Annotated in this window: 25 protein-coding genes; 9 read left to right on the plus strand and 16 right to left on the minus strand. The window is 67.1% G+C overall.

From position 1 onward, the window contains the following. The 3 genes from ACIGJC_RS02995 to ACIGJC_RS03005 are packed head-to-tail and all read left to right on the plus strand — an operon-like array spanning position 1 to position 3722. Complete coding sequence (locus ACIGJC_RS02995) at positions 1 to 1062, plus strand: ABC transporter ATP-binding protein (protein WP_483710544.1); 1062 nt, start codon at positions 1 to 3, stop codon at positions 1060 to 1062. A 48-nt stretch (positions 1063 to 1110) separates the two neighbouring features. Next, positions 1111 to 2760 (plus strand): amidohydrolase, encoded by a 1650-nt coding sequence (locus ACIGJC_RS03000; protein WP_483710545.1) that lies wholly within the window; start codon positions 1111 to 1113, stop codon positions 2758 to 2760. Continuing rightward, a complete protein-coding gene (locus ACIGJC_RS03005; RefSeq protein ID WP_483710546.1) occupies positions 2760 to 3722 on the plus strand; it encodes a CobW family GTP-binding protein in 963 nt (320 codons plus the stop codon). The genes ACIGJC_RS03000 and ACIGJC_RS03005 overlap by 1 nt, the downstream gene beginning before the upstream one ends. 13 nt (positions 3723 to 3735) lie before the next feature. On the opposite strand, the gene plsY is transcribed toward ACIGJC_RS03005, so the two are convergent. From plsY to ACIGJC_RS03035, 6 genes are all read right to left on the minus strand, one after another. After that, positions 3736 to 4344: a glycerol-3-phosphate 1-O-acyltransferase PlsY gene (plsY, locus tag ACIGJC_RS03010; protein ID WP_483710547.1), complete on the minus strand. Its 609-nt coding sequence runs from the start codon at positions 4342 to 4344 to the stop codon at positions 3736 to 3738. Between the two features lie 111 nt (positions 4345 to 4455). Beyond that, positions 4456 to 4947, minus strand: a complete 492-nt coding sequence (locus ACIGJC_RS03015; RefSeq protein WP_483710548.1) for an aminoacyl-tRNA deacylase — start codon at positions 4945 to 4947, stop codon at positions 4456 to 4458. A 33-nt stretch (positions 4948 to 4980) separates the two neighbouring features. Next, the gene (xerD, locus tag ACIGJC_RS03020) at positions 4981 to 5916 is read right to left on the minus strand and encodes a site-specific tyrosine recombinase XerD (RefSeq protein WP_483711456.1); all 936 of its coding nucleotides are present in this window, start codon (positions 5914 to 5916) and stop codon (positions 4981 to 4983) included. 44 nt (positions 5917 to 5960) lie between these two features. Further along, positions 5961 to 6440, minus strand: a complete 480-nt coding sequence (locus tag ACIGJC_RS03025; protein WP_483710549.1) for a methylated-DNA--[protein]-cysteine S-methyltransferase — start codon at positions 6438 to 6440, stop codon at positions 5961 to 5963. A 313-nt stretch (positions 6441 to 6753) separates the two neighbouring features. Then, entirely contained in the window at positions 6754 to 7722 is a 969-nt protein-coding gene (locus tag ACIGJC_RS03030) for a tripartite tricarboxylate transporter substrate binding protein BugE (RefSeq protein WP_483710550.1), read from the minus strand. A gap of 112 nt (positions 7723 to 7834) precedes the next feature. Then, a complete protein-coding gene (locus ACIGJC_RS03035) occupies positions 7835 to 8404 on the minus strand; it encodes a chalcone isomerase family protein (RefSeq protein WP_483710551.1) in 570 nt (189 codons plus the stop codon). A gap of 228 nt (positions 8405 to 8632) precedes the next feature. Between ACIGJC_RS03035 and ACIGJC_RS03040 the strand changes: the two genes are divergently transcribed. Further along, positions 8633 to 9526: an AEC family transporter gene (locus tag ACIGJC_RS03040; protein WP_483710552.1), complete on the plus strand. Its 894-nt coding sequence runs from the start codon at positions 8633 to 8635 to the stop codon at positions 9524 to 9526. Here the strand turns inward: ACIGJC_RS03040 and queG are convergent. Then, the gene (queG, locus tag ACIGJC_RS03045) at positions 9519 to 10700 is read right to left on the minus strand and encodes a tRNA epoxyqueuosine(34) reductase QueG (protein WP_483710553.1); all 1182 of its coding nucleotides are present in this window, start codon (positions 10698 to 10700) and stop codon (positions 9519 to 9521) included. The genes ACIGJC_RS03040 and queG overlap by 8 nt on opposite strands. A gap of 16 nt (positions 10701 to 10716) precedes the next feature. Here queG and tsaE point away from each other — a divergent pair, with 16 nt between their 5' ends. Together tsaE and ACIGJC_RS03055 are read left to right on the plus strand one after the other, a co-directional pair. Beyond that, positions 10717 to 11238, plus strand: a complete 522-nt coding sequence (tsaE, locus tag ACIGJC_RS03050; protein WP_483710554.1) for a tRNA (adenosine(37)-N6)-threonylcarbamoyltransferase complex ATPase subunit type 1 TsaE — start codon at positions 10717 to 10719, stop codon at positions 11236 to 11238. Continuing rightward, entirely contained in the window at positions 11232 to 12731 is a 1500-nt protein-coding gene (locus tag ACIGJC_RS03055) for an N-acetylmuramoyl-L-alanine amidase (protein ID WP_483710555.1), read from the plus strand. The genes tsaE and ACIGJC_RS03055 overlap by 7 nt, the downstream gene beginning before the upstream one ends. A gap of 74 nt (positions 12732 to 12805) precedes the next feature. Here the strand turns inward: ACIGJC_RS03055 and ACIGJC_RS03060 are convergent, their stop codons facing one another. Then, positions 12806 to 13822 (minus strand): bile acid:sodium symporter family protein, encoded by a 1017-nt coding sequence (locus ACIGJC_RS03060; protein ID WP_483710556.1) that lies wholly within the window; start codon positions 13820 to 13822, stop codon positions 12806 to 12808. A gap of 99 nt (positions 13823 to 13921) precedes the next feature. On the opposite strand from ACIGJC_RS03060, the gene ACIGJC_RS03065 reads away from it, so the two are divergent. Continuing rightward, entirely contained in the window at positions 13922 to 14836 is a 915-nt protein-coding gene (locus tag ACIGJC_RS03065; protein WP_483710557.1) for a LysR family transcriptional regulator, read from the plus strand. A 15-nt stretch (positions 14837 to 14851) separates the two neighbouring features. Here the strand turns inward: ACIGJC_RS03065 and ACIGJC_RS03070 are convergent, their stop codons facing one another. Beyond that, positions 14852 to 15637: a class I SAM-dependent methyltransferase gene (locus tag ACIGJC_RS03070; RefSeq protein ID WP_483710558.1), complete on the minus strand. Its 786-nt coding sequence runs from the start codon at positions 15635 to 15637 to the stop codon at positions 14852 to 14854. A gap of 138 nt (positions 15638 to 15775) precedes the next feature. On the opposite strand from ACIGJC_RS03070, the gene ACIGJC_RS03075 reads away from it, so the two are divergent. Then, on the plus strand, positions 15776 to 16612 hold the full coding sequence (locus ACIGJC_RS03075; RefSeq protein WP_483710559.1) for a helix-turn-helix transcriptional regulator: 837 nt from the start codon (positions 15776 to 15778) through the stop codon (positions 16610 to 16612). Between the two features lie 27 nt (positions 16613 to 16639). On the opposite strand, the gene ACIGJC_RS03080 is transcribed toward ACIGJC_RS03075, so the two are convergent. The 7 genes from ACIGJC_RS03080 to ACIGJC_RS03110 all read right to left on the minus strand — a co-directional run bounded on the left by ACIGJC_RS03080 (position 16640) and on the right by ACIGJC_RS03110 (position 21874). After that, positions 16640 to 17398: a 3-hydroxyacyl-CoA dehydrogenase gene (locus ACIGJC_RS03080; protein ID WP_483710560.1), complete on the minus strand. Its 759-nt coding sequence runs from the start codon at positions 17396 to 17398 to the stop codon at positions 16640 to 16642. Positions 17399 to 17569: 171 nt separating this feature from the next. Beyond that, positions 17570 to 18235: an adenylate kinase gene (gene adk / locus ACIGJC_RS03085; RefSeq protein ID WP_483710561.1), complete on the minus strand. Its 666-nt coding sequence runs from the start codon at positions 18233 to 18235 to the stop codon at positions 17570 to 17572. A 335-nt stretch (positions 18236 to 18570) separates the two neighbouring features. Beyond that, a complete protein-coding gene (gene kdsB / locus ACIGJC_RS03090; protein WP_483710562.1) occupies positions 18571 to 19380 on the minus strand; it encodes a 3-deoxy-manno-octulosonate cytidylyltransferase in 810 nt (269 codons plus the stop codon). Positions 19381 to 19390: 10 nt separating this feature from the next. After that, on the minus strand, positions 19391 to 19594 hold the full coding sequence (locus tag ACIGJC_RS03095) for a Trm112 family protein (protein ID WP_483710563.1): 204 nt from the start codon (positions 19592 to 19594) through the stop codon (positions 19391 to 19393). Next, a complete protein-coding gene (gene lpxK / locus ACIGJC_RS03100; RefSeq protein WP_483710564.1) occupies positions 19575 to 20672 on the minus strand; it encodes a tetraacyldisaccharide 4'-kinase in 1098 nt (365 codons plus the stop codon). The genes ACIGJC_RS03095 and lpxK overlap by 20 nt, the downstream gene beginning before the upstream one ends. Positions 20673 to 20797: 125 nt before the next feature. Beyond that, entirely contained in the window at positions 20798 to 21229 is a 432-nt protein-coding gene (locus tag ACIGJC_RS03105; protein WP_483710565.1) for an ExbD/TolR family protein, read from the minus strand. 24 nt (positions 21230 to 21253) lie between these two features. Continuing rightward, positions 21254 to 21874 carry a MotA/TolQ/ExbB proton channel family protein gene (locus tag ACIGJC_RS03110; protein ID WP_483710566.1) on the minus strand — a complete coding sequence of 207 codons (621 nt, stop codon included), beginning with the start codon at positions 21872 to 21874 and terminating at the stop codon, positions 21254 to 21256. Between the two features lie 1054 nt (positions 21875 to 22928). Between ACIGJC_RS03110 and xseA the strand changes: the two genes are divergently transcribed. Further along, positions 22929 to 24314: an exodeoxyribonuclease VII large subunit gene (gene xseA / locus ACIGJC_RS03115; protein WP_483710567.1), complete on the plus strand. Its 1386-nt coding sequence runs from the start codon at positions 22929 to 22931 to the stop codon at positions 24312 to 24314. Positions 24315 to 24375: the final 61 nt, after the last annotated feature.

Below are 24375 nucleotides of genomic sequence, written 5' to 3' on the forward strand. Positions count from 1 at the left end.
ATGCCATTGGCTTCGAACCAGGATGTCCTGCTCGACGTGCGCGACTTGCGCGTGCACTACAATCTGCGCCGGCCGCATCCTTTCGCCAAGGTGCCCAAGGTCCATGCCGTCGACGGCATCAGCTTCCAGGTGCGGCGCGGCAGCGCGTTTGGCATCGTCGGCGAATCCGGCTGCGGCAAGTCCACCACCGCACTGGCGTTGATGCAGCTGATCCAGAGCACGGGCGGCCATGCCATGCTCGATGGCATCGACATGCTGCGTGAGCGCGGACCCGCACAGCTTGAAATGCGGCGGCGGGTCCAGATGATCTTCCAGGACCCGTACTCCTCGCTCGATCCGCGCCAGCGTGTCGAGGCCATCATCGCCAAGCCGATGCGCCAGCTGACCTGCATGGACGCGCGGCAGATCGATGCACGCGTCGACGAGCTGATGGGGCTGGTCGGCCTGCGCCCGGACCAGAAGCAACTGTTCCCGCACCAGTTCTCGGGCGGGCAGCGGCAGCGCATCGGCATTGCGCGGGCGCTGGCGGTCAATCCGTCGCTGGTGGTGTGCGACGAGCCGGTATCGGCGCTCGATGTGGCGATCCAGGCGCAGGTGATCAACCTGCTCGCGCGCATCCAGCGCGAGCGCGATCTGACTTATGTGTTCATCTCGCATGACCTGGCGGTGGTGCAGCACCTGTGCGACGAGGTTGCAGTGATGTACCTCGGCCGGATCGTCGAACGCGGCAGCCGCGCGCGGCTGTTCGGTGCGCCGCTGCATCCGTACACGCACGCGCTGATGTCCGCGGAGCCGGTGAAGGATCCCGCGCAACTGGCCAGCCGTGCGCGCATCCGGCTCGAGGGCGATCCGCCCAGCCCGCTGAATCCGCCCGCCGGCTGCCACTTCCACACGCGCTGTCCGGTGGCGGAGGCGCGCTGCCGGACCGAGGCTCCCGTACTGCGCGAGTTTGGCGCGGACCATGCGGTGGCCTGCCATCGCGTCGAGCTGGTGCAGGGCATGCCGCGTTCGCCAATGGCCAGTTGCGTGCCGGCAAGCAAGCCGGCGCTGGCCGCTGCGTGAGCCGCAACGACATCAACGACTTTCAACACGAATAATCGGAGACCCCATATGAGCCAGTCGCCCATCACCGTCTACGCGGCGCGCAAGATCCTCACCATGAATCCGATGCAACCCGTCGCCACGCATGTCGCCGTGCGCGACGGCCGCATCCTGGGCGTAGGCTGTGCCGAGGACCTGGCCGGCTGGGGCACGGCGACGCTCGACACGCGCTTTGCCGACAAAGTACTGATGCCCGGTTTGATCGAAGGGCATTCGCATCTGCTCGAAGGCGGCATGTGGAAGTTCGTCTATGTCGGCTACTACGACCGCCGCGGCCCGGACGGGCGCGTATGGCCCGGCCTGAAGAGCTTTGACGCCGTGGTGGAGCGCCTGCGGGAAGCGCAGGCGCAGTTGCAGGACTCCGGACAGCCGCTGCTGGCATGGGGCTTCGATCCGATCCACTTCGGCCGAGCGCGCATGACCGCGCGGCACCTGGACCAGGTCTCGGCCACGCGCCGCATCGTGGTCATGCATGCCAGCATGCACCTGATGAACGTCAACACCGCCATGCTGGAAGCGGCGGGCATCGATGCCGCAACGCCGGTGGACGGCATCGCCAAGGACAGCGACGGCTTGCCGACCGGCGAGCTGCAGGAATTTGCCGCGATGTTCCTGGTGTTCAGGCTGCTCGGCAATGTGTTCTTCGATGCCGGGCAAACCGAGGAGGGCATCCGCAATTTTGGCCGCGTGGCGCAGCAGGCCGGCGTGACCACCGCGACCGATCTGGTCAACAGCCTCGATGCGGAGGCCGTGTCCAACCTGGGCCGGGTCACCGCGGACCCCGATTTCCCCGTGCGCATGGTGCCGGCTTACGCACCGCTGCGCGATCAGGAAGGCGGTGGCGCGCAGCGCGTGGCGCAGGCGATGGAGGGCAATACCGACAAGCTGCACTTCGGTTTGGTCAAGCTTGTGATCGACGGATCGATCCAGGGCTTTACCGCGCGCATGAGCTGGCCGGGCTACTACAACGGCGCCGCCAACGGCTTGTGGGTGATGCCGCCGCAGCAGGTAGAAGAGGTGCTTGCCGTTTATCACCGCGCTGGCCTGACGGTGCATATCCACACCAACGGCGACGAAGCGACCGAGCTGGCCATGGATGCGGTCGAAGGCGTGCTGCGCAAGCATCCGCGCTGGGACCACCGCCATACGCTGCAGCACTGCCAGCTTGCGTCCCCCGCGCAGTTCCGGCGCATGGCGGCGCTGGGCCTGTGCGCCAACCTGTTCGCCAACCACCTGTTCTACTGGGGCGATGCGCACTACACCATGACGGTCGGGCCGGACCGCGCCAATCGCATGAACGCCGCCCAAAGCGCGCTGCGCAGCGGCGTGCCGTTCTCCCTGCACTCGGACGCGCCGATCACGCCGATCGGGCCGCTGTTCACCGCCTGGTGCGCGGTCAACCGCCAGACCGCGAGCGGCCGCGTCCTGGGCGCGGGCGAGCGCATTTCGGTGCAGGACGCATTGCACGCGATGACCCTGGGTGCCGCCTATACGCTGCGCATGGATCATCTGGTGGGTAGCATCGAAGTGGGCAAGCATGCCGATTTCGCGGTGCTGGAAGACGATCCACTCGCGGTGCCGCCAGCGAACCTGCGCGACGTGCCCGTCTGGGGCACGGTGCTGGGCGGCAAGGTCTTTCCGGCGCCGGGGAATGCCTGATGCAACGCCCGGACATTGCGCTGACGGTGCTCGGCGGCTTTCTCGGCGCCGGAAAGACCAGCCTGCTCAACCACCTGCTGCGCACACAGCAGCGCGAGCGCGTGCTGGTGATGGTGAATGATTTCGGCGCCATCAACATCGACGCCGAACTGATCGCCCGTGGTGCCCCGGGCATGTCCGAGGGCATCATCAGCCTGACCAACGGCTGCGTGTGCTGCGCGGTCGGCGGCGACCTGATGCAGGCCTTTCTGAAGGTGCTGCAGCTGCCCGATCCGCCCGGGCGCGTACTGGTCGAAGCGAGTGGGGTGGGGGATCCGGCCCGCATCGCACAGATCGGCCGTGCCAATGCCGGCTTTCGCTGCGAAGGCGTGGTGACGGTGGTGGACGCCGCAGCCGTGCGGCGCCTGGCTGCCGACCGCTATGTCGGCGACACCGTGCGTGCGCAGCTGGGTGCGGCCGACCTGGTGCTGCTGAACAAGGCGGATCTGGTCGATGCGCCATCGCTGGAAGCGGTGCGCGACTGGCTGGCTGCGGAGGTGCCGGATGCGCGCGTGCACGCATGCCGGCACGGCGAGGTCGACCCGAGCCTGATCCTGGGGCCGGACCTGGGCGCAACCGCGATGGCGGGCGGTATCGGCAATGAAGCCGCAACCATCGGGGCCGACCATGCCGATGTCTTCGCCGGCAGCAGCTTTGCCTCGTCGATCCGCTTCCGGCGTGCCGACCTGGAGCGCGCGCTCGACGCCTTGCCCGCACACGTGTTGCGCGGCAAGGGCATGGTGTTCCTGGAAGGTGAGGATGCGCCGCGGCTACTGCAGATCTGCGGCAAGCGCTGGACGCTTGAGGCGCAGGCGCTGCTCCAGTCACCGGCACGCTCGCGCATCATCTTTATTGCAGCCCGTCAGCCAGCCGCGACGCCATTCGATCCGTGGCGGCATTTCGGTCCGGCGCTGATGGAGTAGAGCAGCGCGGCGCTCAGACCTTCTTCTTCTCGCCGATGCGGCTTTCCTTGCCGGTGAGCAGCTTGGTGATGTTCTGGCGGTGGCGCGCGATCAGCAGGATGCCGATTACCAGGATCGCGCCGGCCATGGCGTCGATGCCTTCCATCAGCACGTAGAAGAACGGCGCGAAGATCGCTGCGACCAGTGCGGCCAGCGACGAATAGCGGAAGAAGAACGCAATGATGAGCCAGGTGGCCAGCGTGGCCAGGCCCAGGATCGGGTCGACGGCCAGCAGGATGCCCGCCGCCGTGGCGACGCCCTTGCCGCCGGCAAAGCGGTGGAACACCGGAAACAGGTGGCCGAGGAACACAGCAAGCGCGACCATGGCGAGGCCGTTGTCATCGACGCCGTACGCGGGCCCGAAACGGCTCGCCAGCCAGACCGCGAGCCAGCCCTTGAGGGCGTCGCCGATCAGCGTGAAGATGGCCGCCTTCTTGTTCCCGGTGCGCAGCACGTTGGTCGCGCCCGGGTTGCCGGATCCGTAGCTGTGCGGATCGGGCAGGCCCATGACCTTGCTGACGACGACCGCAAAGGAGACCGACCCGATCAGGTAGGCGGCAAGGGCGAATAGCAGGTTGGCCATGAGGGGATGCGCGGGCAGTGGCTGCCTTGTCTGGAATTGGCGGGATTGTAGCGCGGCGGCGGGTTCGCCACGAGCGTGACTTCCCCAATATCCGCCACCGACACCGGCGGGTCAGTCGGGCAGCGCGCACTCCACGGGTTTTGCATCGACCAGCGTGGTCAGGAGCTTCGGGTCCAGGCTGATCAGGTAGCCGCGCCGTCCTCCGTTGATATAGATCTTCTCAAGCTCCAGCACCGTCGCCTCCACATACACCGGCATGCGCTTCTTCGTGCCGAACGGCGAGGTGCCGCCGACCATATAGCCGCTGTGCCGCTGCGCGACTTCGGGCTTGCACGGCTGCACGCTTTTGCAGCCGATCTGGCGCGCCAGGTTCTTGGTCGACACGGAGCAGTCGCCGTGCATCAGCACCACCAGTGGCTGCGCGCGCTCGTCTTCCATGATCAGGGTCTTGACCACGTCATGTTCGGGCACGCCAAGCTGGCGTGCCGATTCGCCGGTGCCGCCATGGTCCACGTATTCATACGGATGCTCGCCGAAGGCGGCGCCCTGCCGGCGCAGGAACTGGGTAGCCGGGGTTTCCGAGATATGTTTCGATTTGCTCATGTCGGGTTGCAGGCAGGACGGGACAACAGATCGTTAGCCGCGCGGATGGTGCTGCTGGTGCAGCTCGCGCAGCCGCTCGCGCGCCACGTGGGTGTAGATCTGTGTCGTGGAGATATCGGCGTGGCCCAGCAGCAGCTGAACCACGCGCAGGTCGGCGCCGTGGTTGAGCAGGTGCGTGGCAAACGCATGCCGCAGCGTGTGCGGCGACAACGGCACGTTGATGCCGGCATCGAACGCATGGCGCTTGATCAGGTGCCAGAAGGCCTGGCGCGTCATGCCTTCGCCACGCTGCGTGACGAACAGCGCGTCGCAGGCGCGGCCGGCCAGCAGCGCGGGACGCGCGCTGGCCAGGTAGCGGCGCAGCCAGTCGCCGGCCTGCATGCCGAACGGCACCAGGCGTTCCTTGTCGCCCTTGCCGCCGACCACGCGCGCCACGCCTTCGTTCAGGCCAATCTCCACCGTCTTCATCTGGGTCAGTTCCGACACGCGCAGGCCGCTCGCGTACATCAGCTCCAGCATGGTGCGGTCGCGCAGGCCGAGCGGCGTGCCGGTATCGGGCGCTTCGAGCAGGGCTTCCACCTGTGCTTCGGAGAGCGTCTTTGGCACGCGTGGCGGCTGCTTGGCGGGGCGCAGCAGGATGCATGGATCGGCCTGGATCATCTGCTCGCGCAGCGCCCACTGGTAGAAGCGGCGGAACACGGCCAGGCGGCGGTTCGAGGACGAGGCGCGGGTCTCGGGGTGGCGCGCGAGGAAGTAGGCATTCAGCTCGGTGTCGCCAATGTCCAGCAGGCCACCGTTGCCGGTTTGATGCAGCCACCGCGCCAGCAAGGCGAGGTCGCGCCGGTAGGCGTCCATGGTGTTGCGCGACAGGCCGTCCTCCAGCCACAGGGCATCGCAGAAGCGGCCGACGAGGTCGAGTTCGGGGGCGATGGCGGCATCGAGTGCGGCGGCATCCGCATCGACGTGCATGGCGCGCGGCTTGCGTGTCGTCCGGCTGGTGCCGGCGCGACGCTTCATAGCAGCATGGCGCCTTCATGGCGCAGCAGCCAGCGTTTCACTTCCAGGTGGAAGCCGTCCTCGGCATGGTGGGAGAAGCCGCCGATGCCGTTTGCGGACACCACGCGATGGCATGGGATCACGATCGGCAGCGGATTCTGCCCGCAGGCCTGGCCGACCGCGCGCGCCACGCCGCCTAGCTTGCGTGCGATATCGCCATAGGTAGTCAGCCCGCCGCGCGGCACCGCGCAAATCGCCTGCCATACCTGCCGCTGGAACGGCGTGCCGGCAATGGCCAGCGGCACGTCAAAGGGCGCATCCGCGTTAGCGTAATAGGCGTCCAGTTGCGCAGCGAGCCGCAGGATGATCGCGCTGCGCGGCGCCACGCTTTCCACGTTCGCAGGCAAATAGAAGATCTCGCGGATCTGCGCATCGTCGGCACGTACGCCGACCTTGCCAAAAGGCGCGGGGAGGATGGCGTCGAAAGGAGCGTGCATGGCAGTAGCGGAAGCGAAGCCTGGATTTTAATCGTTTTGCCGAGATGGGCGGCACCAGGGAGAGAGACCGGAATGACTCAGTCGCTGGAAAGGGGCACCACTCCCAGATCAGCGATTTCGAAGGAGGTGGGTTCTACGCGCTTGGGCTTGTGCCCGCAGGTAAACGCGTTTTTTGGTTACTTTTTGTCGCTTGGACAAAAAGTGACTCGCCGGCTACGCCGGCGAAACGCAGGCGCCTGCCAAGCACGATATCCCCAGCCAGCCAAAAAGAAAAAGCCGCCCGCAGGCGGCCCGGTATGTGCGAAAGAGCGTCTTACTGCTCCAGCTTGATGTTCTGCACCTTAACAAGATTCTTCATCTTGTCGAACTCCTTCCTGATCTCCGCCGCATGCTGCGCAGGCGAATTGCCAGAGGGCTCCGCACCGGCGGCACGCAAACGCTCCTGGAAGCCCTTGTCCTGCAATGCCTTGACTGCGGCCTCGTTCAGCTTCTTGATGACGTCGTCAGGCGTCCCGGCCGGAGCCACCAGCCCGTACCAGGCCGGATCGTTAGGCTCCTTCAGTCCCATCTCCCCAAAGGTCGGCACGTCCGGCAGCGAATCCACCCGCTTGTTCCAAGCCACCACGATCGGGCGCAGCTTGCCGGCCTTGATGTAAGGCATCGACGACGGCAGGTTGTCCACCATGATCGGCACCTGGCCGGCCAGCACGTCGTTCAGCGCCGGGCCCGCGCCGCGGTACGGGATATGCACCATGAAGGTCTTGGTCGAGACCTTGAACTGTTCGCCCAGCATATGGCCGAACGCACAGGTGCCGGACGTCGCGAACGAGTACTTGCCCGGGTTGGCTTTCAGCACGGCCAGGAATTCCTTGTAATTCTTGGCCGGGAAGCTCGGGTTCACCGCAATCACGTTGGCCACGTTGGCCAGGTTCGTGATGGGCTTGAAGTCCTTGATCGGGTCGTACGAGAGTTTGGGATTGCAGGCCGGGTTCACGGCCATGGTCGACACCGTGGAGATGCCGATGGTGTAGCCGTCGGGCGCCGCCTTGGCGATGGCGTCGGCGCCGATCGAGCCGCCGCCGCCGGCGCGGTTCTCGACCACCACCGGCTGGCCCAGGATGCGGCTCATCTGGTCGGCGGCGCCGCGACCGACGATGTCGGTGGTGCCGCCCGGCGCGAACGGAATGATCAGGCGGATCGGCTTGGTCGGAAAGCTCTGTGCTTGCGCGACCGATGCCGCGGTGGCCAGGGCCAGGGTCAAAGCGATTTTGCCAGCTTGCATGAGATCAGGTCTCCCGTCAGGAAAGTCCGGGCGGGGGTGATGCCCGGAAGAAAACGCCGCCGCCGCGCCGCAGGTGGCGGCACGGCTGGCGGCAACATCATGACCGGCGGCCTCAGCCGCCCAGCAGGCCGCGCTTGACGTCCCGGTCGACGGGGTGTTCGCCAAGGAAGACGCGCAGCACGGCCTGGTAGAAGTCCTCGCCGGGGATCGGGCGGCCGCGCGGGGTGCCGTTGATGGCGACCACGGTACCGGCGTCCGGCGAAAAATCGAGGTTGATCACGTCGCCCTTGCGGGCGGTTCCGACCTGGTCGATGGTGCGTTCGAACTGGACCATCCGGGCCGACAGCATCTGCATCTGCAGCTCACTGTGGTTTTCGCGCATGCCTTTCTGCATCGCCCTGGCGAATACGTTGGGATCGACTTCGCGGAGCATGCGGAACTGCAGCCGCTTCGTGCCGGACGTGCCGAGCACCACGGTGGCGTTGCGCGCCTTCTCGGGAAGGTACAGCGCCGCCACGTAGCCCTTGAGCAGCAGGCCCGAGCGCAGCGCGGTGCCGTTGAGCTGCAGCTCCTTGCCGGCCACGCGCGCGGCATCGTCAAAGCGCAGACCCTCGAATTCCGTCGCCCCGGCGGCGGCCGGCAGTACGGCAAGCGCCAGGCTTGCGGCGAGCGAGGCCAGCACGCGGCGCGCGGTGGGGCGGGAGGGTGAACACAGGCGCGGGGCAATCCATAGGCCCGGCGATGGCGGTTGACGACGGTGCAGCATAAAGGGTCAGGCGTACAACTTGGTATGCCATGCTGGCCCATTTCTGGAAAAATACCAATCCGGATCTGCCCTAGTCTGCACATTCCGCGATTTCCCCCCCTACATCGGCCGCCGCGCCTCGATAACAACGAAAACGCCCACGAGATGTCTTCCGCTCTCCTGCTGGTCCCGGACTTCAGCCTGATCCTGATCGGCTGGCTGCTGGTTCGCTATTCACCGTTCGACCGTGCCTTCTGGAGCGGCGTGGAACGCCTGGTCTACTTCGTGCTGTTTCCGGCGCTGCTGCTGCAGTCGACCAACAGCGCGGTGTTCGATTTCTCCTCGACCTCGGCCATGCTCGGCCTCGCGCTGGGCGTCATGGCATTCGGCATGGTCGCCGGGTACGCCGTCAAATGGGTGCTGCGACCCGGTGCCGTGGATTTTGCCTCGGGCCTGCAGACGGCGTTTCGCTTCAATTCCTATATCGGCCTGGCGCTGGCCTCGCGCATCGGTGGCAGCGAGGGCCTGGCCATGATGGCGGTGATCGTGGGCTGCACGGTGCCGCTGTGCAACGTGGCGGCGGTATGGGCGCTGGCGCGGCATGGCGAGACGCGGCTGTGGCGCGAGCTGGTGCGCAATCCGCTGATCCTGGCCACGGCCGGCGGGCTGCTGACCAACCTGCTGGGCCTGCATGCGCCCGAGGTCCTGGCCATGACGCTGAACCGGCTCGGCTCGGCATCGACGGCCCTCGGCCTGATGACGGTGGGCGCGGGGCTGCAGATGAGTGGCGCGGCCGGCACGGTCGGCCCGGTCGCGTGGTGGTCCGGCGTGAAGCTGCTGGCAATGCCCTGTGTGGCCTGGCTGGCGGGCCGGCTATTGCCGCTGACCGAGCTGCAATACCAGATCGTGGTGCTGTATGCCTCGCTGCCGACGGCGTCGAGCGCCTATATCCTGGCGGCGCGCATGGGCGGCAACGGGCCGATGGTGGCAGCGACCATCTCCGTGATGACGGTGGCCGCGATCCTCACCACGCCGATCTGGCTCGCGCTGGTCAGCTGACCGCCTGGTCTTGGGCAAGCGCCCAGTCGATGTGCTCGCGCACGAGCGGCGTGGCGACTTCGCGGCGGCTTTCCAGGGCGACGCGGATCCGCGCGGCCAGCGCGTGGTCTTGCGGGCTCTGGCCGGAGGCGGCGGCACGCAGGCCGTTGCCGAGTCCCACCGCCAGGTTGCGCAGCCAGCGTTCATGGCCGATGCGGCGGATCGGGCTGCCTTCCAGGCGCTGGTTGAACTCGGCCTCGGTCCACAGGAACAGGTCGACCATGTCCGCGGCGTCGAAGCCGTTGCGTACCTCGAAGTCGGGCAGCGTGGCCCGGTGCGCGAACTTGTTCCAGGGGCAGGCCAGCTGGCAGTCGTCGCAGCCGTAGACGCGGTTGCCCATGGGCGCGCGAAATTGCTCGGGGATCGGCCCCTTGTGCTCGATGGTCAGGTAAGAAATACAACGGCGCGCGTCGAGCTTGTAGGGCCCGAGGATCGCGCGCGTGGGACAGATGTCGATGCAGCGATGGCAGTTGCCGCAGTGCGAGGCCTCGGGCGGGTCGGCCGGCAGCGGGACGTCGACCAGGATCTCGCCGAGGAAGAACATCGAGCCGCCGTCGCGGTCGAGCAGCAGCGTGTGCTTGCCGCGCCAGCCCAGGCCGCCCTGGCTGGCCAGCGCCACTTCCATCACGGGCGCCGAATCGGTGAACACGCGGTAGCCGAACGGGCCGATGGCGGCTTCGATGCGGCTGGCGAGCTGCTGCAGCCGGTTGCGCAGCACCTTGTGGTAGTCCCGGCCGCGCGCATAGAGCGAGAGCACGGCGGTGGCGGGGTCGTCGAGCCGTGCCAGTTCATGCCGGCGCCAGTCCGGTGCAGCGGTGGCGGGCAGGTAGGGCATGCGGGCCACGATGGCGCGTACCGTGCCGGGCACCAGTTCGGCGGGACGGGCGCGCCGCGGGCCATGGTTGGCCATATAATCCATGTCGCCGTGGTAACCCTTGGCCAGCCATGCCATCAGACCTGGCTCGGCATGGCCGAGATCGACATCCGCGATGCGTACCGAGGCAAAGCCCAGCTCGGCACCCCACTCCCGGATTGACAGCACGAGCGCCTCCAGGCCGCCCTTGCCTGCTGCATCGGCAGCGGCCTGGGGCCGCGGAGTGGGGGCGCCTGGCGCTTCGGATGCTCGGTCGGTCATCCCTGAATTGTACGCAATGCCCCTGCTTGAAGAACGTTCCCTGACGCTGCCCGACGAAGCCGCCACCGCGCGCTTCGGTGCGGCGCTCGCCGGCGTGGTCAGCGCCTTGCCGCCCACCACCGTGCACGTGCAGCTCTCGGGCGATCTTGGCGCGGGCAAGACCACCTTGTCGCGCGCCATCCTGCGCGCGCTCGGGCATGCGGGCAAGGTCCGCAGCCCGACCTACACGCTGTGCGAGCCCTACGACGTGGCGCGCGCCGACGGGTCGCCGCTGACGGTCTACCACTTCGACCTGTACCGTTTCGCCGATCCGGAGGAATGGATCGACGCAGGTTTCCGCGACTGCTTTGCCGAGCCCGCCTTCAATCTCGTGGAGTGGCCGGAGAAGGCCGGACGCCTGCTTGGGGAACCGGACCTGCACGTGTTGCTCCAATCGGACATCTCCGCGGACGATATGGCGGATGTGGCCGGCCAGCGCCGGATTGCGACGCTGCGCGCCTATACTCCCACTGGAATTACCTTGCTTAACGCATGCTGATCAAGCGACTCGCCACCGACCGACCCGATGGACCCGACGGACTGCTGCAGGCCCGCCGCAAATGGATGGCGCAGTGCCTGAAGCTGGGTGCCGGCACGGCCGTGCTGACACTGGCCGGACCGCAACTGGCCTTTGGCGCCGGCATCGTCGCCGTGCGCGTATGGCCAGCGGAGGACTACACGCGCGTCACGATTGAATCCGACACGCCGCTGGCTGCCGTGCACCAGATGCTCCACGACCCGGACCGGCTCGTGGTGGACATCGACGGCCTCGACCTCTCGCCCACGCTGCGCGAACTGGTGGCCAAGATCACGTCGAACGATCCCTATATCCAGACGGTGCGCGTCGGCCAGAACCGGCCGCGCGTGGTGCGCATGGTGTTCGACCTGAAGGAAAACGTCGCGCCGCAGGTGTTCACGCTGGCGCCGATCGGCAGCTACAAGAACCGGCTGGTGTTCGACCTGTATCCGGTGAATCCGCCCGATCCGCTGTGGAAGCTGGTGCGCGACACCGAGGAAAAGCAGCGCCGCTTCGCCAACAGCGCGCCGCCGCCGGGTTCCGACGGCATCGCCGGGGCCCCGGCAGGCGCGGAAGAAGACGCCATCGGCGCGCTCGTGCGCAAGTTCGATGAAAAGGGCGACGTGCCCGCGACCACGGCGCCGCCGCCGCCCATTGCAGCGGTCAGGCCGCCGAAGCCTGCGGTGCCCGTGGTGCCCAGGCCGAACGCGCCGGTGGTCCCGCCCGTCGCGCAGGGCGATCCCACTGCCGAGCGCCCGTTCAAGATGCGCCGCCTGCTGACGGTGGCGATCGATCCCGGCCATGGCGGCGAAGATCCGGGTGCCATCGGTGCCTCGGGCTCGCGCGAGAAGGACGTGGTGCTGCAGATCGCGCACCGGCTGCGCGCCAAGATCGATGCGCAGCCCAATATGCGAGCGATGATGACGCGCGACGCCGATTTCTTCGTGCCGCTGAACGTGCGCGTGCAGAAGGCCCGCCGCGTGCAGGCGGACCTGTTCGTGTCGATCCACGCCGATGCCTTCCTGTCGCCGGAAGCGAAGGGCGCCTCGGTGTTTGCGCTATCGGAGCGCGGCGCTTCCAGCACGGCCGCGCGCTGGCTGGCCAACAAAGAAAACGCGTCGGACCTGATTGGCGGCGCCAACCTGAACAAGGACGCGCAGGTCGCGCGCGTGCTGCTGGACTTGTCGACCACGGCGCAGATCAACGACAGCCTGCAGGTCGGCAAGGCCGTGCTGCAGGAAATCGGCGGCATCAACCGACTGCACAAGGGTAGCGTGGAGCAGGCCGGGTTTGCGGTGCTGAAGGCGCCGGATATCCCGTCGATCCTGGTCGAGACGGCCTTTATCAGCAACCCCGAGGAAGAGCGCAAGCTCAATGACGACGCGCACCAGGAACAACTGGCCAATGCGATCCTGCGCGGGATTCGCAGCTACTTCGCGCGCAATCCGCCGTTGTCGAAGAATCCTTCGGTGTAGCGGTCACGGGGCGGAAAAGAAAAACGGGGGATGCATGCACTGCATCCCCCGTTTTTTCATCCGTGCGGCGAAGCTCAGGCGCGTGCGGTGCTCGCGTCCTCGATGAGCGCATCGCGATTCGCATAGCGCGCGGCAATGACCGAGCAAACGATGAGCTGCAACTGGTGATAGACCATCAGCGGCAGCACCAGCAGCCCCAGCGCCGGGTGGCCGGCGAACAGGATATTGGCCATCGGAATGCCGTTGGCCAGGCTCTTCTTGGAGCCGCAGAACACCGCGGTGATCTCGTCCTCGACGCTGAAGTGCAGGCGGCGCGCAACGAACGTGGTCGTGCCCAGCACGACGAACAGCAGCACGGCGGCCAGCCCCATCACGGCGGCGATGGTCTGCCAGTGGTAGTGGTGCCACAGGCCTTCGGCGGTTGCGTCGCAGAACGACGAATAGACGATCAGCACGATCACGCCACGGTCGACCTTGCTGGTGATGTGCTTTTTCTTCGCCAGCCAGCCAGCGATCAGCGGGCGCATCAACTGGCCCAGCGCGAACGGCAGCAGCAGCTGCAGCGCCACGCCCGTGAGCGCCTTGCCCAGCGGCATCGACGCGCCGCTGGCACTGATCACCAGGCCCATCAGCAACGGCGTCACGGCCATGCCGATCAGGCCCGAGATGGTGGCGTTGAAGATGGCGCCCGGCACATTGCCGCGCGCCATCGAGGTCATGGCCACCGACGACGATACCGTGGACGGCAGCGCGCAAAGATAGAACACGCCGAGCAGCAGGTCCGGCGGCAGCGAATTGCGCAGCGACAGCATCAGCAGCAGGCCGACCACCGGGAATACGACGTAGGTGAAGGTCTGCACGAACACGTGCAGGCGCCAGTGCCGGGCCCCTGCCACGAGCTTGTCACGCGACAATGCCGCGCCATGCAGGAAGAAGACGAGCGCCACGCCCAGGCTGGTGACGGTGCCAAGGTGCAGCGGACCGCGGCTGCTGCCGAACTCGGGCGCGAGCAGGGCAATGCCAATGGCGGTCAGCATGATCAGGACGAAGCCGTCGATCAGGTCGTAGAGTTTCTTGAGCTTGGAAAGCATGCTGGACTTCTAAGGCGTCTAAGGGTTTAGCCTAGTATTGGACGACACCCAGGTCTAGAATGCAAATTCATTTATTGCATTCATTTATCTCGTCGTTGCATGAATTACACAATCCGGCAGCTACGGGTGTTTCTCGCCGTGGCGGAGAAGGGCGGTTTCAGCCGGGCGGCCGATGCCATCGGTCTGACGCAATCCGCGATCAGCCGCGGCGTCGCGGAGCTTGAAACGGCACTTGGCGTGAGGCTGCTGGATCGCACTACCCGGGAAGTCGTACTCACCCCGGCGGGCCATGCTCTCGCGCCGGCCCTGGAGCGGCTGCTGGGCCAGCTGGACGACACGCTCGAAGACACCCGCCAGCTTGGTGAGCACTATCGTGGTCGTGTGGTGATCGCTGGCGCCCCGACGATCTCGGCGCGGCTGATGCCGATGGTTGTCTCCGCATGCGCGGCGCAATACCCGGAAATCCGCCTGACCGTGCGCGACAACGTGCAGGCCGATGGCCTGGAGCAGGTGCGTGTCGGCGGCGTGGATTTCGGCGTGCTGATCGACCCGCTCGTGCATGAGGGACTGACCATCGAGCCGCTGGTGACCGATCCGTTCTGCTTCGTGTGCCTGCGCGATCATCCGCTCGCGCAGGAAAAGACGGTGCCGTGGGCGGCGCTGGACGGCATGCGGCTGGTGCTGCTGGACCTCGCCTCGGGCAGCCGGCCCCTGATCGATCGCGTGTTCGGGCGCCACGGCATCGTGCCGCGGGTGATTCAGGAAATGGGACACTCGGCGAGCGTGTTCGGCATGGTGGAGGCCGGCATCGGCGCGTCGGTGCTGCCGACCTACTCGCTGCCGCTGCCGGCGGCGTCGCCCCTGGTATGGCGGCCGCTGGTGCCGCGCGAAGAGCGCCGCATTGTCATGGTGCGGCGCGCGGATCGCTCGCTGTCGCCGGCCGCGGCGGCGGTATGGTCGCTGGTCCGCAATCTCGGCATCACGGCAGCGGGGCCGGAGCCGGAGGCCGCCTGAGCGGCCTCGGTGTCTTCAGCGTGCCCGGGCAGTGACCATGACCGCTTCCAGGTCGAAGCTGCCGTCCGCCTGCACGCGATAGTGCTCGCGGACTTCGGCGGGCGCCAGCTGCCACAGGTGGCGGATGGCTTCGACCGCCACCGGCGCGGTGCGCATGCGCGTGACCCAGCTCTGGAACTCGATGCCGATGCGCCAGACCGGCGAGACGCCGATTTCGTCTGCCGCGAAGCCCGCCGACGCGAACATCGCGCGCCACGCCGGGCCGGTGTAGTCGCGCACGTGCGACGGATCGCGCAGCAATTCGACCGATTGCAGCCAGGTGTCGCGCAGCGGATCCTCGGCGCCCACGATATCGATCAGCACGACCTTGCCACCCGGCTTGAGCACGCGGCGCATCTCGCGCAGCGCCGCCGGCACATTGCGCCAGTGATGGGCGCTCATGCGCGAGACCACGGCGCAGAAGCTGCCGTCTTCGAACGGAAGCGTTTCCGCGGCGCCCTGGCGCGTCACGACGTTGGCGAGCCCGCGTTCGCGCGCGGCGCCTGCCACCACGTCGAGCATTTCCTGCGACAGGTCATACGCCGTGACCGTGCCCGCCACGGCCGCGGCGGCGAAGCTCGCGTGCCCGGCGCCGCAGCCGAGGTCCAGCACCGTGCTGGATGCCCGCTTGTCGGCCGGGATCAGGTCCGCGAGCTCCTGCCTGAGCTGTTCCAGGTCTGCGCCCTGCGCGTGGACGGCACTGGTGAGGTAAGCGCTGGCGGTGGCGCCGAACTGGGCCGCGACGAGTTCCTGTTGTTGCATGACTGGCTCCTGAACCGGCTGCATGCCGGTCTTCTGATGATCGGGGACTTGCCCGCGGTGCGGGTTCCGGACTACTGTAGGGCGATCGTTTTCCCGGTACAAGTTACCGTTTTATCCTGGTATAAGACGCACCAGCCTATGGTCGAATCTCTTTCAGATACCTTTGCATCGCCGGATCCTCCATCAGAGCCGGGCGCGGCCGCGCTGGTCACGCGGGAGGCGGTACTCGGCGCATTCCTGCGCGCCCACCGTGAACGGCTCGCGCCCGACGATGTGGGCCTGCCGCCCGGCCGACGCCGCCGTACGCCGGGCCTGCGCCGCGAGGAAGTGGCCCAGCTGGCCGGACTGAGCGCCACGTGGGTGACCTGGCTGGAGCAGGGGCGCCCGGTCGCGTTGTCGGCGCGGGCGCTGGCCAGCCTGGCCACCGCGCTGCGCCTGTCGCGGGCGGAGCGTGCCTACCTGTTCGAATTGGCTGGGCGACGCGATGCGCAGCAGGCCGGCACCGAGGCGGTTCCCCCGGCAGTCATGGCCAGCGTGCATGCCATCAACGGCCCGGCCTACCTGCTGGATCGCCAGTGGAACGCACTGACGTGGAACGAGGCCGCGGCGCGGCTGTTCGTCGGCTGGCTCGATGCCGACAACCCCGAGCGCAATCTGCTGCGCGCGATGTTCCTGTCCGCGCCGCTGCAGGCGCTGGTCGAGGACTGGCCGCACCGCGCCGGCCGCCTGGTGGCGGAATTCCGCGCGCACAGCATCCGCCACGCGGACGATGCGCCCATGCGTGCGCTGATCGAGGGCCTGATGATGGAAAGCCCGGCCTTTCGCGCCGCCTGGCAGTCCCAGGACGTGGAAGACCGGGAAGGCGGACGCCGCGGTTTCCACCACCCGGCCCTCGGCGCGCTGCAGTTCGAGCAGCTAACGCTATGGCCGGCGGCGGCGCCGGGATTGATGCTGGTGATGCTGCTGCCGGCCTGAGCCCGCAGCAGTGGGGAGAGCGGACGCTTACTTGGGCTGCATCCGGATCGCGCCGTCAAGGCGGATCACTTCGCCGTTGAGCATGGTGTTGCCGATGATGGCCTGCGCGAGCTTGGCATACTCGGCCGGGCGGCCGAGACGCGACGGGAACGGCACCATCTTGCCGAGCGCGTCCTGGACATCCTGCGGCATGCCCAGCAGCATCGGCGTCTCGAACAGGCCCGGGGCGATCGTCACGCAACGCACGCCGTCGCGCGACAGGTCGCGCGCGATGGCCAGCGTCATGCCGACCACGCCGCCCTTCGAGGCCGCATAGGCGGCTTGCCCGATCTGGCCGTCGAACGCCGCCACCGAGGCGGTGTTGATGATCACGCCGCGCTCGCCTTCGGCATCGGGCGCGTTCTGCACCATGGCTGCCGCCGCCAGCCGGATCATGTTGAAGGTGCCGATCAGGTTGACGCGGATGGTCTTGTCGAAGGCATCGAGCGGATGCGGGCCGTTCTTGCCCACGGTCTTGCTGGCGACGGCGATGCCGGCGCAGTTCACCAGCCCCGCCACGCGGCCCAGCGCCTGCGCGGCGGCCACGACGGCCTGGCCATCGGCTTCGGACGCCACGTCGCACTTGACGAAGGTGCCGCCCAGCTCCTGTGCGAGCGCATTGCCCGCGGCCTCGTTCAGGTCGGCAATGACGACCTTGCCGCCCGCCTCGGCCACCATGCGCGCGGTGCCGGCGCCCAGGCCCGACGCGCCGCCCGTAACGATGAATACATTGCCCTGGATGTCCATCTGCTGTCTCCTCTGTGATCAGTCGCCGTGGCAACTGCCGTTTACGTAAACGTCAACTTCCGCGCTATTGTACGGAGCCATGCGCAGCTGGCAAGAGGGGAGGCCATGCCTCGTCAGAAACAAAAAAGCGACCCGGAGGTCGCTTTTTTGGGATGGCTCAAGTGCCGGGGCTTACTTCAGTGCCTCGAACGCGCGCGCGGTGATGCTCTCGACGTCGCCCATGCCCTCGATCTTGCGGTACTTGGGCGGTGCCACCTTGGCGGTGCTGTCGCCCTTGGCGGCCCAGTCCGAGTAATAGTCGACCAGCGGGCGGGTCTGCTGGGCGTAGACGTCCAGGCGCTTGCGCACGGTGTCTTCCTTGTCGTCGTCGCGCTGGATCAGCGCTTCGCCGGTCACGTCGTCGACGCCTTCGACCTTGGGCGGGTTGAACTTGACGTGGTAGGTGCGGCCCGATGCCACGTGCACGCGCCGGCCGCCCATGCGTTCGATGATGGCGTCGAACGGCACGTCGATTTCCAGCACGTAGTCGATCGCGACGCCGGCTTCCTTCATGGCCTCGGCCTGCGGAATGGTGCGTGGGAAGCCGTCGAACAGGTAGCCGTTCTTGCAGTCGGCTTCCTTCAGGCGGTCCTTGACCAGGCCGATGATGATGTCATCCGACACCAGTCCGCCTGCGTCCATGACCTTCTTGGCTTCAATGCCCAGCGGCGTGCCGGCCTTCACTGCGGCGCGCAGCATGTCGCCCGTGGAGATTTGCGGAATGCCGAACTTCTCGCAGATGAACTTGGCTTGCGTGCCTTTGCCGGCGCCAGGCGCGCCCAACAGGATCAAACGCATTTACGGGTCCTCAGAGTTTTGAATCTGGTGTGGCGGGAGACGAGAACGAGGGTAACGCCGTAACTTGACGCAGGACTTACTGCGCGCGCTTGGATCAGGTCACGTGGTCGGCCGGTGCGGCGCTGCGGAACGCGGCGCGGGTCACCGGACGGGCTCTATCTGTATCTCCCCACCGAGCCTTGGCCGGCCAGCGCATTCTGGTGCGCTATTCCGACGGCTCTGTATCGCCAGGCATTATGCCACGAGGCGAAGAGAATCCGGCCCGAAATCGGGCCGATTCCTGTTGCAGGTGTATGAACCCCAACGCAAAAGCCGTCGCCGCGCAACAAAGTGGCTCAGGGACCTTCCTGCGCCATGCCCTGGGCCCACAGCGCGCGCGCGCGCTCCAGGTCGGCCGGCGTGTCGACGCCGGGCGCTGGCGCGGCGGCTGTTTCCAGCACGGCGATGCGCTCTCCATGCCACATGGCGCGCAGTTGCTCCAGCGCCTCGGTCTGCTCCAGCGGCGCCGCCGCCAGCGTCGGGAAGCGGCGCAGGAAGCCGACCCGGTAGGCGTACAGGCCGATATGGCGCAGGACTGGCATGGGCGGCAGCGGCACCTGCGCCATCGAGGCGGGCACCGCGGGCACGCCGGCCCAGTCGTCGCGCGACCAGGGAATCGGCGCGCGGGAGAAGTAGAGCGCACGGCCGGCGGCATCGCAGACCACCTTGACCACGTTCGGGTTGAAGACCTCGGCCACCTCGTGCAGGGGATGGGCGGCGGTCGCGATGGCGCAGTCGGGATGGTGCGCAAGGTGCAGCGCGACATCGTCGATCAGTTGCGGGTCGATCAGCGGCTCGTCGCCCTGCACGTTGACGACGATGGCGTCGTCGGGCAATCCAAGCCGGACCGCGACTTCGGCCAGGCGGTCGGTGCCCGACGGATGGTCGGCGCGCGTCAGCACGGCCTCGATCCCATGCGCGGCGCAGGCTTGCGCCACGGCCGGGGCGTCGGTGGCCACCACCGTGCGCCGCGCCGACGAGGCATGCGCGCGTTCGGCCACGCGCACGACCATCGGCCTGCCGCCGATATCGGCCAGCGGCTTGTCCGGCAGCCGCGTGGACGCTAGCCGCGCGGGAATGACGACGGTGAAGGCGGGAATGCTCATGATGCGGGTCTCAGCCAGCCCGGGGCGCATCCGGGTCGATCACGCGGCCCGGCACCGACTGGCGGGCCTCGTCGGCCAGCATGACGGGAATGCCGTCGCGGATCGGGTAGGCCAGCTTGTCGGCGTGGCAGATCAGTTCCTGCGCGGCGCGGTCGTATTCCAGCTTGCCTTTGCAAAGCGGGCAGACCAGGATTTCAAGCAGCCGGTTGTCCATCTCGGGGTTCCTTGTTGGGGCCGGTGGCGCCGCCCGATGCAGGCGCCGTCGCGGCCGGGATGCGCGCCTGCACGGCACGCCGGATCTTGTCGACCAGGCCCGCGTCGATCACGGGCGTGGTGGGAACGACCCAGATGCGCGGGTCGTCGAATCGCTCGCATTTTACGGCATCCTTCTCGGTGATCAGGATGACGTCGGCGTCGAGCGCGTCGGGGTTGCCGGCGAACGGATCGTCGGCGAAATCGTAGTGGTCCGGCAGCGGCAGCGTCCTCGGGCTCAGGCCGGCGCCGCGCAGGCTGGCGAAGAAGCGCTCCGGGTTGCCGATGCCGGCCGCGGCCAGCACGCGGCGCCCGGCAAAGGCACTGACGGGGCGCGCCATGGCGGGGTCGTTGAGCTGCCACGCATCGTCGAGTTCCAGCCGCATGCCATAGACATCGGGCCGGTCCGGCGTGGCGCGGAAGTTGGGGTCGTTGATCAGCGTGGCGTCGCGCGGACGCGAAAGCGGCTCGCGCAGCGGGCCGGCCGGCAGCAGCAGGCCGTTGCCGCCCATGCGGGCGTCGAACATCACGATCTCGAAGTCGCGCTGCAGGCGGTAGTGCTGCAGGCCGTCATCGAGCAGCAGCACGTTGACGCCGGGATGCGACACCAGCATGGTCTGCGCGCACAGCGCGCGGTCGGGGAACACCCAGACCGGCACGTCGGCCGCGCGCGCGATCAGCAACGGCTCGTCGCCGACGTCCGATGCCTTCGACGTCGGCTTGACCCGGCGCGGATGCTTGAGCGTGACGCCGTAGCCGCGCGACACCACGCCGGGGCGCAGGCCGGCCTCGGTCAGTGCCTGCGCCAGCGCGATCACGGCCGGCGTCTTGCCGGTGCCGCCCACGGTCACGTTGCCGACCACGATCACGGGCATCGGCAGCCGCGTGGACTTGAACCAGCCATGCAGGTAGCCATGGCGGCGCACTCGCGCGATCAGGCCGAACAGCAGCGAGAACGGCAGCATCACCCACGCGAACCAGCCGCGGCGCTGCCACTGGGCGGTCACGAAATCGGCAAAGTCATGGCGTGGAACGGACATGGGAGGGCAGGGGGAGGATTGGTTGGCTGGCGCTGTGGCCAGCCGGACGCGCACATTATGGGCATTGCCGTGCGCATGCGGCAACCCCGGGCCCCTTGTCCGGCGGGGCCCGATGCTGGCAGCGGTCAGCGCGGCTGGGCGCTCTGCGTGGCGAAGGTCAGCCGCGACAGCCCGGCCAGTCGCGCGGCTTCCATCACGTTGATGACGGCCTGGTGCGTTGCCTGGGCATCGGCGTTGACGATGACCACCGGCGGCTGGCCGCTCGTGGCGGGGCCGGCCGCGGCGCGCAGCTGGTCCGCCAGGCTGGTCACATCCTTCTGCTCCAGCACCTGCTTGTTAACGGAGTAGACGCCGCGCGAAGACACCGACACGACGATCTCCTGCGGGCGCTGCTGCGCGCGCTCGGCATCGGCGGTCGGAAGCTGGATCTGCAGCTCGGTGTAGCGCGAGTAGGTGGTCGTGATCATCAGGAAGATCAGGATCACGAGCAGTACGTCGATGAGCGGAATCAGGTTGATTTCCGGCTCTTCACGCCGCTGGCGGGAACGGAATTGCATGGCGCTTCCTGGCTGTTCCGGCGCTCAGCCGCGCCGTTGCGGCAGGATGGCGTCCAGGAACGCCGTGGCGCGGAATTCCAGTTCGGCCACGTAGTCGTCCACGCGGCGGCGGAAATAGCGCCAGAAGATCAGGGCGGGAATCGCGATGATCAGGCCGAAGGCGGTGTTGTACAGCGCCACCGAGATACCGTGCGCCAGCTGCTCGGGATTGGCGCCCGTGCCGCCCTGGCTGCCGAAGATCTCGATCATGCCGATCACCGTGCCCAGCAGCCCCATCAGCGGCGCGACCGAAGCGATGGTGCCGAGCGCGTTGAGGTAGCGCTCCAGCTCATGGGCGACCACGCGCCCGGCTTCTTCCACGACTTCCTTGGCGGCGTCGCGCGAGGTATGCGGCTGCAGCACCACGTGGCGCAGGCCCGCCGCCAGCACGCGGCCCAGCGGCGAACTCTGTTCGAGCGTGTTGACCACCTCCGGCGTGGCGCGGCGTTGCTGCGCGGCCGACAGCGCCTCATCGTAGAGGCGGGCGGGAAGTACCTTGCTGCGCTTGAGGGTCAGAAAACGCTCGACGACCAGTGCCAGCGCAATTACCGAAGCGAGCAGCAGCGGCCAGATCGGCCAGCCGGCCGCTTGAATGATCGAAAACAATGGGACCCCCGAATCGACAACCAGGAACGACAATCAGACACGACAAGACAACGACCGGCTTTATATGGCAGGCCTTGGATACGCGCACACCGAGGCTTGCACGCAGCGGCACTGCTCCGAAAATCAGGCAGCACTCTAACCCGCGCCATGGCGCGCGGCAAGACGCTGTCAAAGGGTGTCTCGGCCGCGCATCGGTGCGGCGGCGCACACTTTCCACAGCCAGGCGGGACAGGATTGTGGATGGATTGTGGAAACCAGCCTGACAAGCACGCTAACCTGTTGATCCATAAGGGTAAAGGAGATCCTGCCTGTTTTTTGTGCAGATGGGGTCTCACGGCATTTATTCGGCTGTGGATAGCCCTTTCCGAGCCTCGGGAGGGGTTTACCCGCTGCTTTCCACACGGTTGCGGGACAGGATTGTGGACGGCCTGTGGAAATTGTTCTGAGAAGACGCCTAAGTCATTGATTTTAATGAAAAGTCATCCTGTCGCCTAAAAAATAGGCAATGTGGCGCGCAACGGGCTCGCGACCTCCGCGGCCGTCGCCTTGATCCATGTCGGTCTTTTTCCACACAGCACAAGGAGAGCATTGTGGACGGGTTGTGGACAACCTCTGGAGATCGGCCTTAAGTCATTGATTTTTCTGAGTTTTTCTGTTGTTGCCAAAAAAATGGGCAATGACACGCGCCAACGGGCTCAAAACAGGCGAGTGGCCCCCGCGATCCATCCCTCCGACATGGCGGAAGGCAGTGGGTTGGATGCAGGCGGCGAGCGCTACACCTTTACACCAGTTGCGCCGGATGGTTCTCTTTTATCCAGAGATCCTGTGGATAACTTTGTGAACAAGCCCCACAGGCGCCCCGTAAGTGGTTGACGCGTAAGGAAATTGGTTACATTGCCTAATTTTTGTTGCGGTCTGAAAATTCATAAGAATCAAAGGGTTGTACCTACTCATGGGGACTCCGCCAATGGTCTGCGACAACATAACTGTCCTCTTGACATAGCCGTTATGCTGTGGACATGTCCAACCCACGCCGCACGCGCGGCGACGCCCCATGCCAGAGCCGCAGACCTTTTCGCGCGAATCGTCCTCCATGCCTGCCCGCAACCCGCGCGAAGCGATTCCCGTCGGCGAGTTGAACCACGCGATCGCGACCATGCTCGAGCGCGGATTTCCGCTGACGTGGGTGCGCGGCGAAATCTCGAACTTCACCCGGGCCTCCAGCGGCCACTGGTACTTTTCGCTCAAGGACGCGCGAGCGCAGATTCGCTGCGTGATGTTTCGCGGGCGCAACCAGCATGTCGATTTCACGCCCCGTGAAGGCGAAGCGGTGGAAGTACGCGCCGTGGTCACGCTGTACGAAGCGCGCGGGGACCTGCAGCTCGGGGTGGAGGCCATGCGCCGCGCGGGCCTTGGCAATCTCTACGAGGCGTTCCTGCGCCTGAAGGAAAAGCTCGCCCAGGCAGGCTTGTTCGCTCCCGAGCGCAAGCGGCCCGTGCCGACGCATCCGCGTGCGATCGGCATCGTGACTTCGCTGCAGGCGGCTGCCTTGCGCGATGTCCTGACCACGCTGCGCCGGCGTGCGCCGCATGTGCCGGTGGCGGTCTATCCGGTGCCGGTGCAGGGCGCCGGCGCCGCACAGAAAATTGCCGACATGCTCGACCAGGCCAGCGCGCGGCGCGAATGCGATGTGATCATCCTGTGCCGCGGCGGCGGCAGCATCGAAGACCTGTGGTCCTTCAACGAAGAAGTAGTAGCGCATGCCATTGCGCGCAGCGCGGTGCCGGTGATCTCCGGCGTGGGCCATGAAACCGATTTCACCATTGCCGATTTCGTGGCCGACGTGCGCGCGCCCACGCCCACCGGCGCGGCCGAACTGGTCAGTCCGGACCGCGGGCATCTGCTGGCGCTGACGCGCCGCGCCGGCGACGGCCTGGTGCAGTCGATGCGACGGGAACTGGACCGGCGCGCACAGCACCTGGACTGGCTCGCGCGGCGGCTGCGCAGCCCGCAAGCGCAACTGCAGGAGCGGCGCGCGCGTGTCGACAATCTGGCGCGACACTTGCGTGCGGCGTTGCGGGAGACCTTGGTGGCGCAGCGCCATCGCCAGCAGCTGCTCGCCATGCGTTGGACGGCTTGCCGGCCCGACACGGCGGCGGCCGGTGCCGGCGTCGCGCGGCTGGCGCAGCGCATGCAGGCCGCGGCGGCCCGCCAGCAGGAGCGGCAGGCGCAGCGCCTGGCACGCGTGGCGGGCGCGCTGGAATTGCTGGCCCCGCAACGCACGCTGGAACGCGGCTACGCGGTGCTGCTGGACCCGCGCGGACACGCCTTGCGCTCGCCTGCGGAACTGCGTCCCGGCAGCGTGGTGGAGGCCCATCTGGCCGAAGGCGTGGCCGACGTCGCGATTGCCGCCGTACAGGCCAAGCTGGGCGGAATCTGAACCCAGACCGACCCGCCGCGGACAAACTAACATGACCTCAGGGGGCTTTGCGCCGCGGTTT

This window comes from Cupriavidus sp. C3SS-1 (assembly GCF_057073755.1).

Coding starts and splice junctions, on each gene's coding strand:
- ACIGJC_RS02995 (WP_483710544.1), top strand. CDS start 1: ATGCCATTGGCTTCGAACCAGGATGTCCTGCTCGACGTGCGCGACTTG.
- ACIGJC_RS03000 (WP_483710545.1), top strand. CDS start 1,111: ATGAGCCAGTCGCCCATCACCGTCTACGCGGCGCGCAAGATCCTCACC.
- ACIGJC_RS03005 (WP_483710546.1), top strand. CDS start 2,760: ATGCAACGCCCGGACATTGCGCTGACGGTGCTCGGCGGCTTTCTCGGC.
- plsY (WP_483710547.1), bottom strand. CDS start 4,344: ATGGCCAACCTGCTATTCGCCCTTGCCGCCTACCTGATCGGGTCGGTC.
- ACIGJC_RS03015 (WP_483710548.1), bottom strand. CDS start 4,947: ATGAGCAAATCGAAACATATCTCGGAAACCCCGGCTACCCAGTTCCTG.
- xerD (WP_483711456.1), bottom strand. CDS start 5,916: ATGCACGTCGATGCGGATGCCGCCGCACTCGATGCCGCCATCGCCCCC.
- ACIGJC_RS03025 (WP_483710549.1), bottom strand. CDS start 6,440: ATGCACGCTCCTTTCGACGCCATCCTCCCCGCGCCTTTTGGCAAGGTC.
- ACIGJC_RS03030 (WP_483710550.1), bottom strand. CDS start 7,722: ATGCAAGCTGGCAAAATCGCTTTGACCCTGGCCCTGGCCACCGCGGCA.
- ACIGJC_RS03040 (WP_483710552.1), top strand. CDS start 8,633: ATGTCTTCCGCTCTCCTGCTGGTCCCGGACTTCAGCCTGATCCTGATC.
- queG (WP_483710553.1), bottom strand. CDS start 10,700: ATGACCGACCGAGCATCCGAAGCGCCAGGCGCCCCCACTCCGCGGCCC.
- tsaE (WP_483710554.1), top strand. CDS start 10,717: ATGCCCCTGCTTGAAGAACGTTCCCTGACGCTGCCCGACGAAGCCGCC.
- ACIGJC_RS03055 (WP_483710555.1), top strand. CDS start 11,232: ATGCTGATCAAGCGACTCGCCACCGACCGACCCGATGGACCCGACGGA.
- ACIGJC_RS03060 (WP_483710556.1), bottom strand. CDS start 13,822: ATGCTTTCCAAGCTCAAGAAACTCTACGACCTGATCGACGGCTTCGTC.
- ACIGJC_RS03065 (WP_483710557.1), top strand. CDS start 13,922: ATGAATTACACAATCCGGCAGCTACGGGTGTTTCTCGCCGTGGCGGAG.
- ACIGJC_RS03070 (WP_483710558.1), bottom strand. CDS start 15,637: ATGCAACAACAGGAACTCGTCGCGGCCCAGTTCGGCGCCACCGCCAGC.
- ACIGJC_RS03075 (WP_483710559.1), top strand. CDS start 15,776: ATGGTCGAATCTCTTTCAGATACCTTTGCATCGCCGGATCCTCCATCA.
- ACIGJC_RS03080 (WP_483710560.1), bottom strand. CDS start 17,398: ATGGACATCCAGGGCAATGTATTCATCGTTACGGGCGGCGCGTCGGGC.
- adk (WP_483710561.1), bottom strand. CDS start 18,235: ATGCGTTTGATCCTGTTGGGCGCGCCTGGCGCCGGCAAAGGCACGCAA.
- kdsB (WP_483710562.1), bottom strand. CDS start 19,380: ATGAGCATTCCCGCCTTCACCGTCGTCATTCCCGCGCGGCTAGCGTCC.
- ACIGJC_RS03095 (WP_483710563.1), bottom strand. CDS start 19,594: ATGGACAACCGGCTGCTTGAAATCCTGGTCTGCCCGCTTTGCAAAGGC.
- lpxK (WP_483710564.1), bottom strand. CDS start 20,672: ATGTCCGTTCCACGCCATGACTTTGCCGATTTCGTGACCGCCCAGTGG.
- ACIGJC_RS03105 (WP_483710565.1), bottom strand. CDS start 21,229: ATGCAATTCCGTTCCCGCCAGCGGCGTGAAGAGCCGGAAATCAACCTG.
- xseA (WP_483710567.1), top strand. CDS start 22,929: ATGCCAGAGCCGCAGACCTTTTCGCGCGAATCGTCCTCCATGCCTGCC.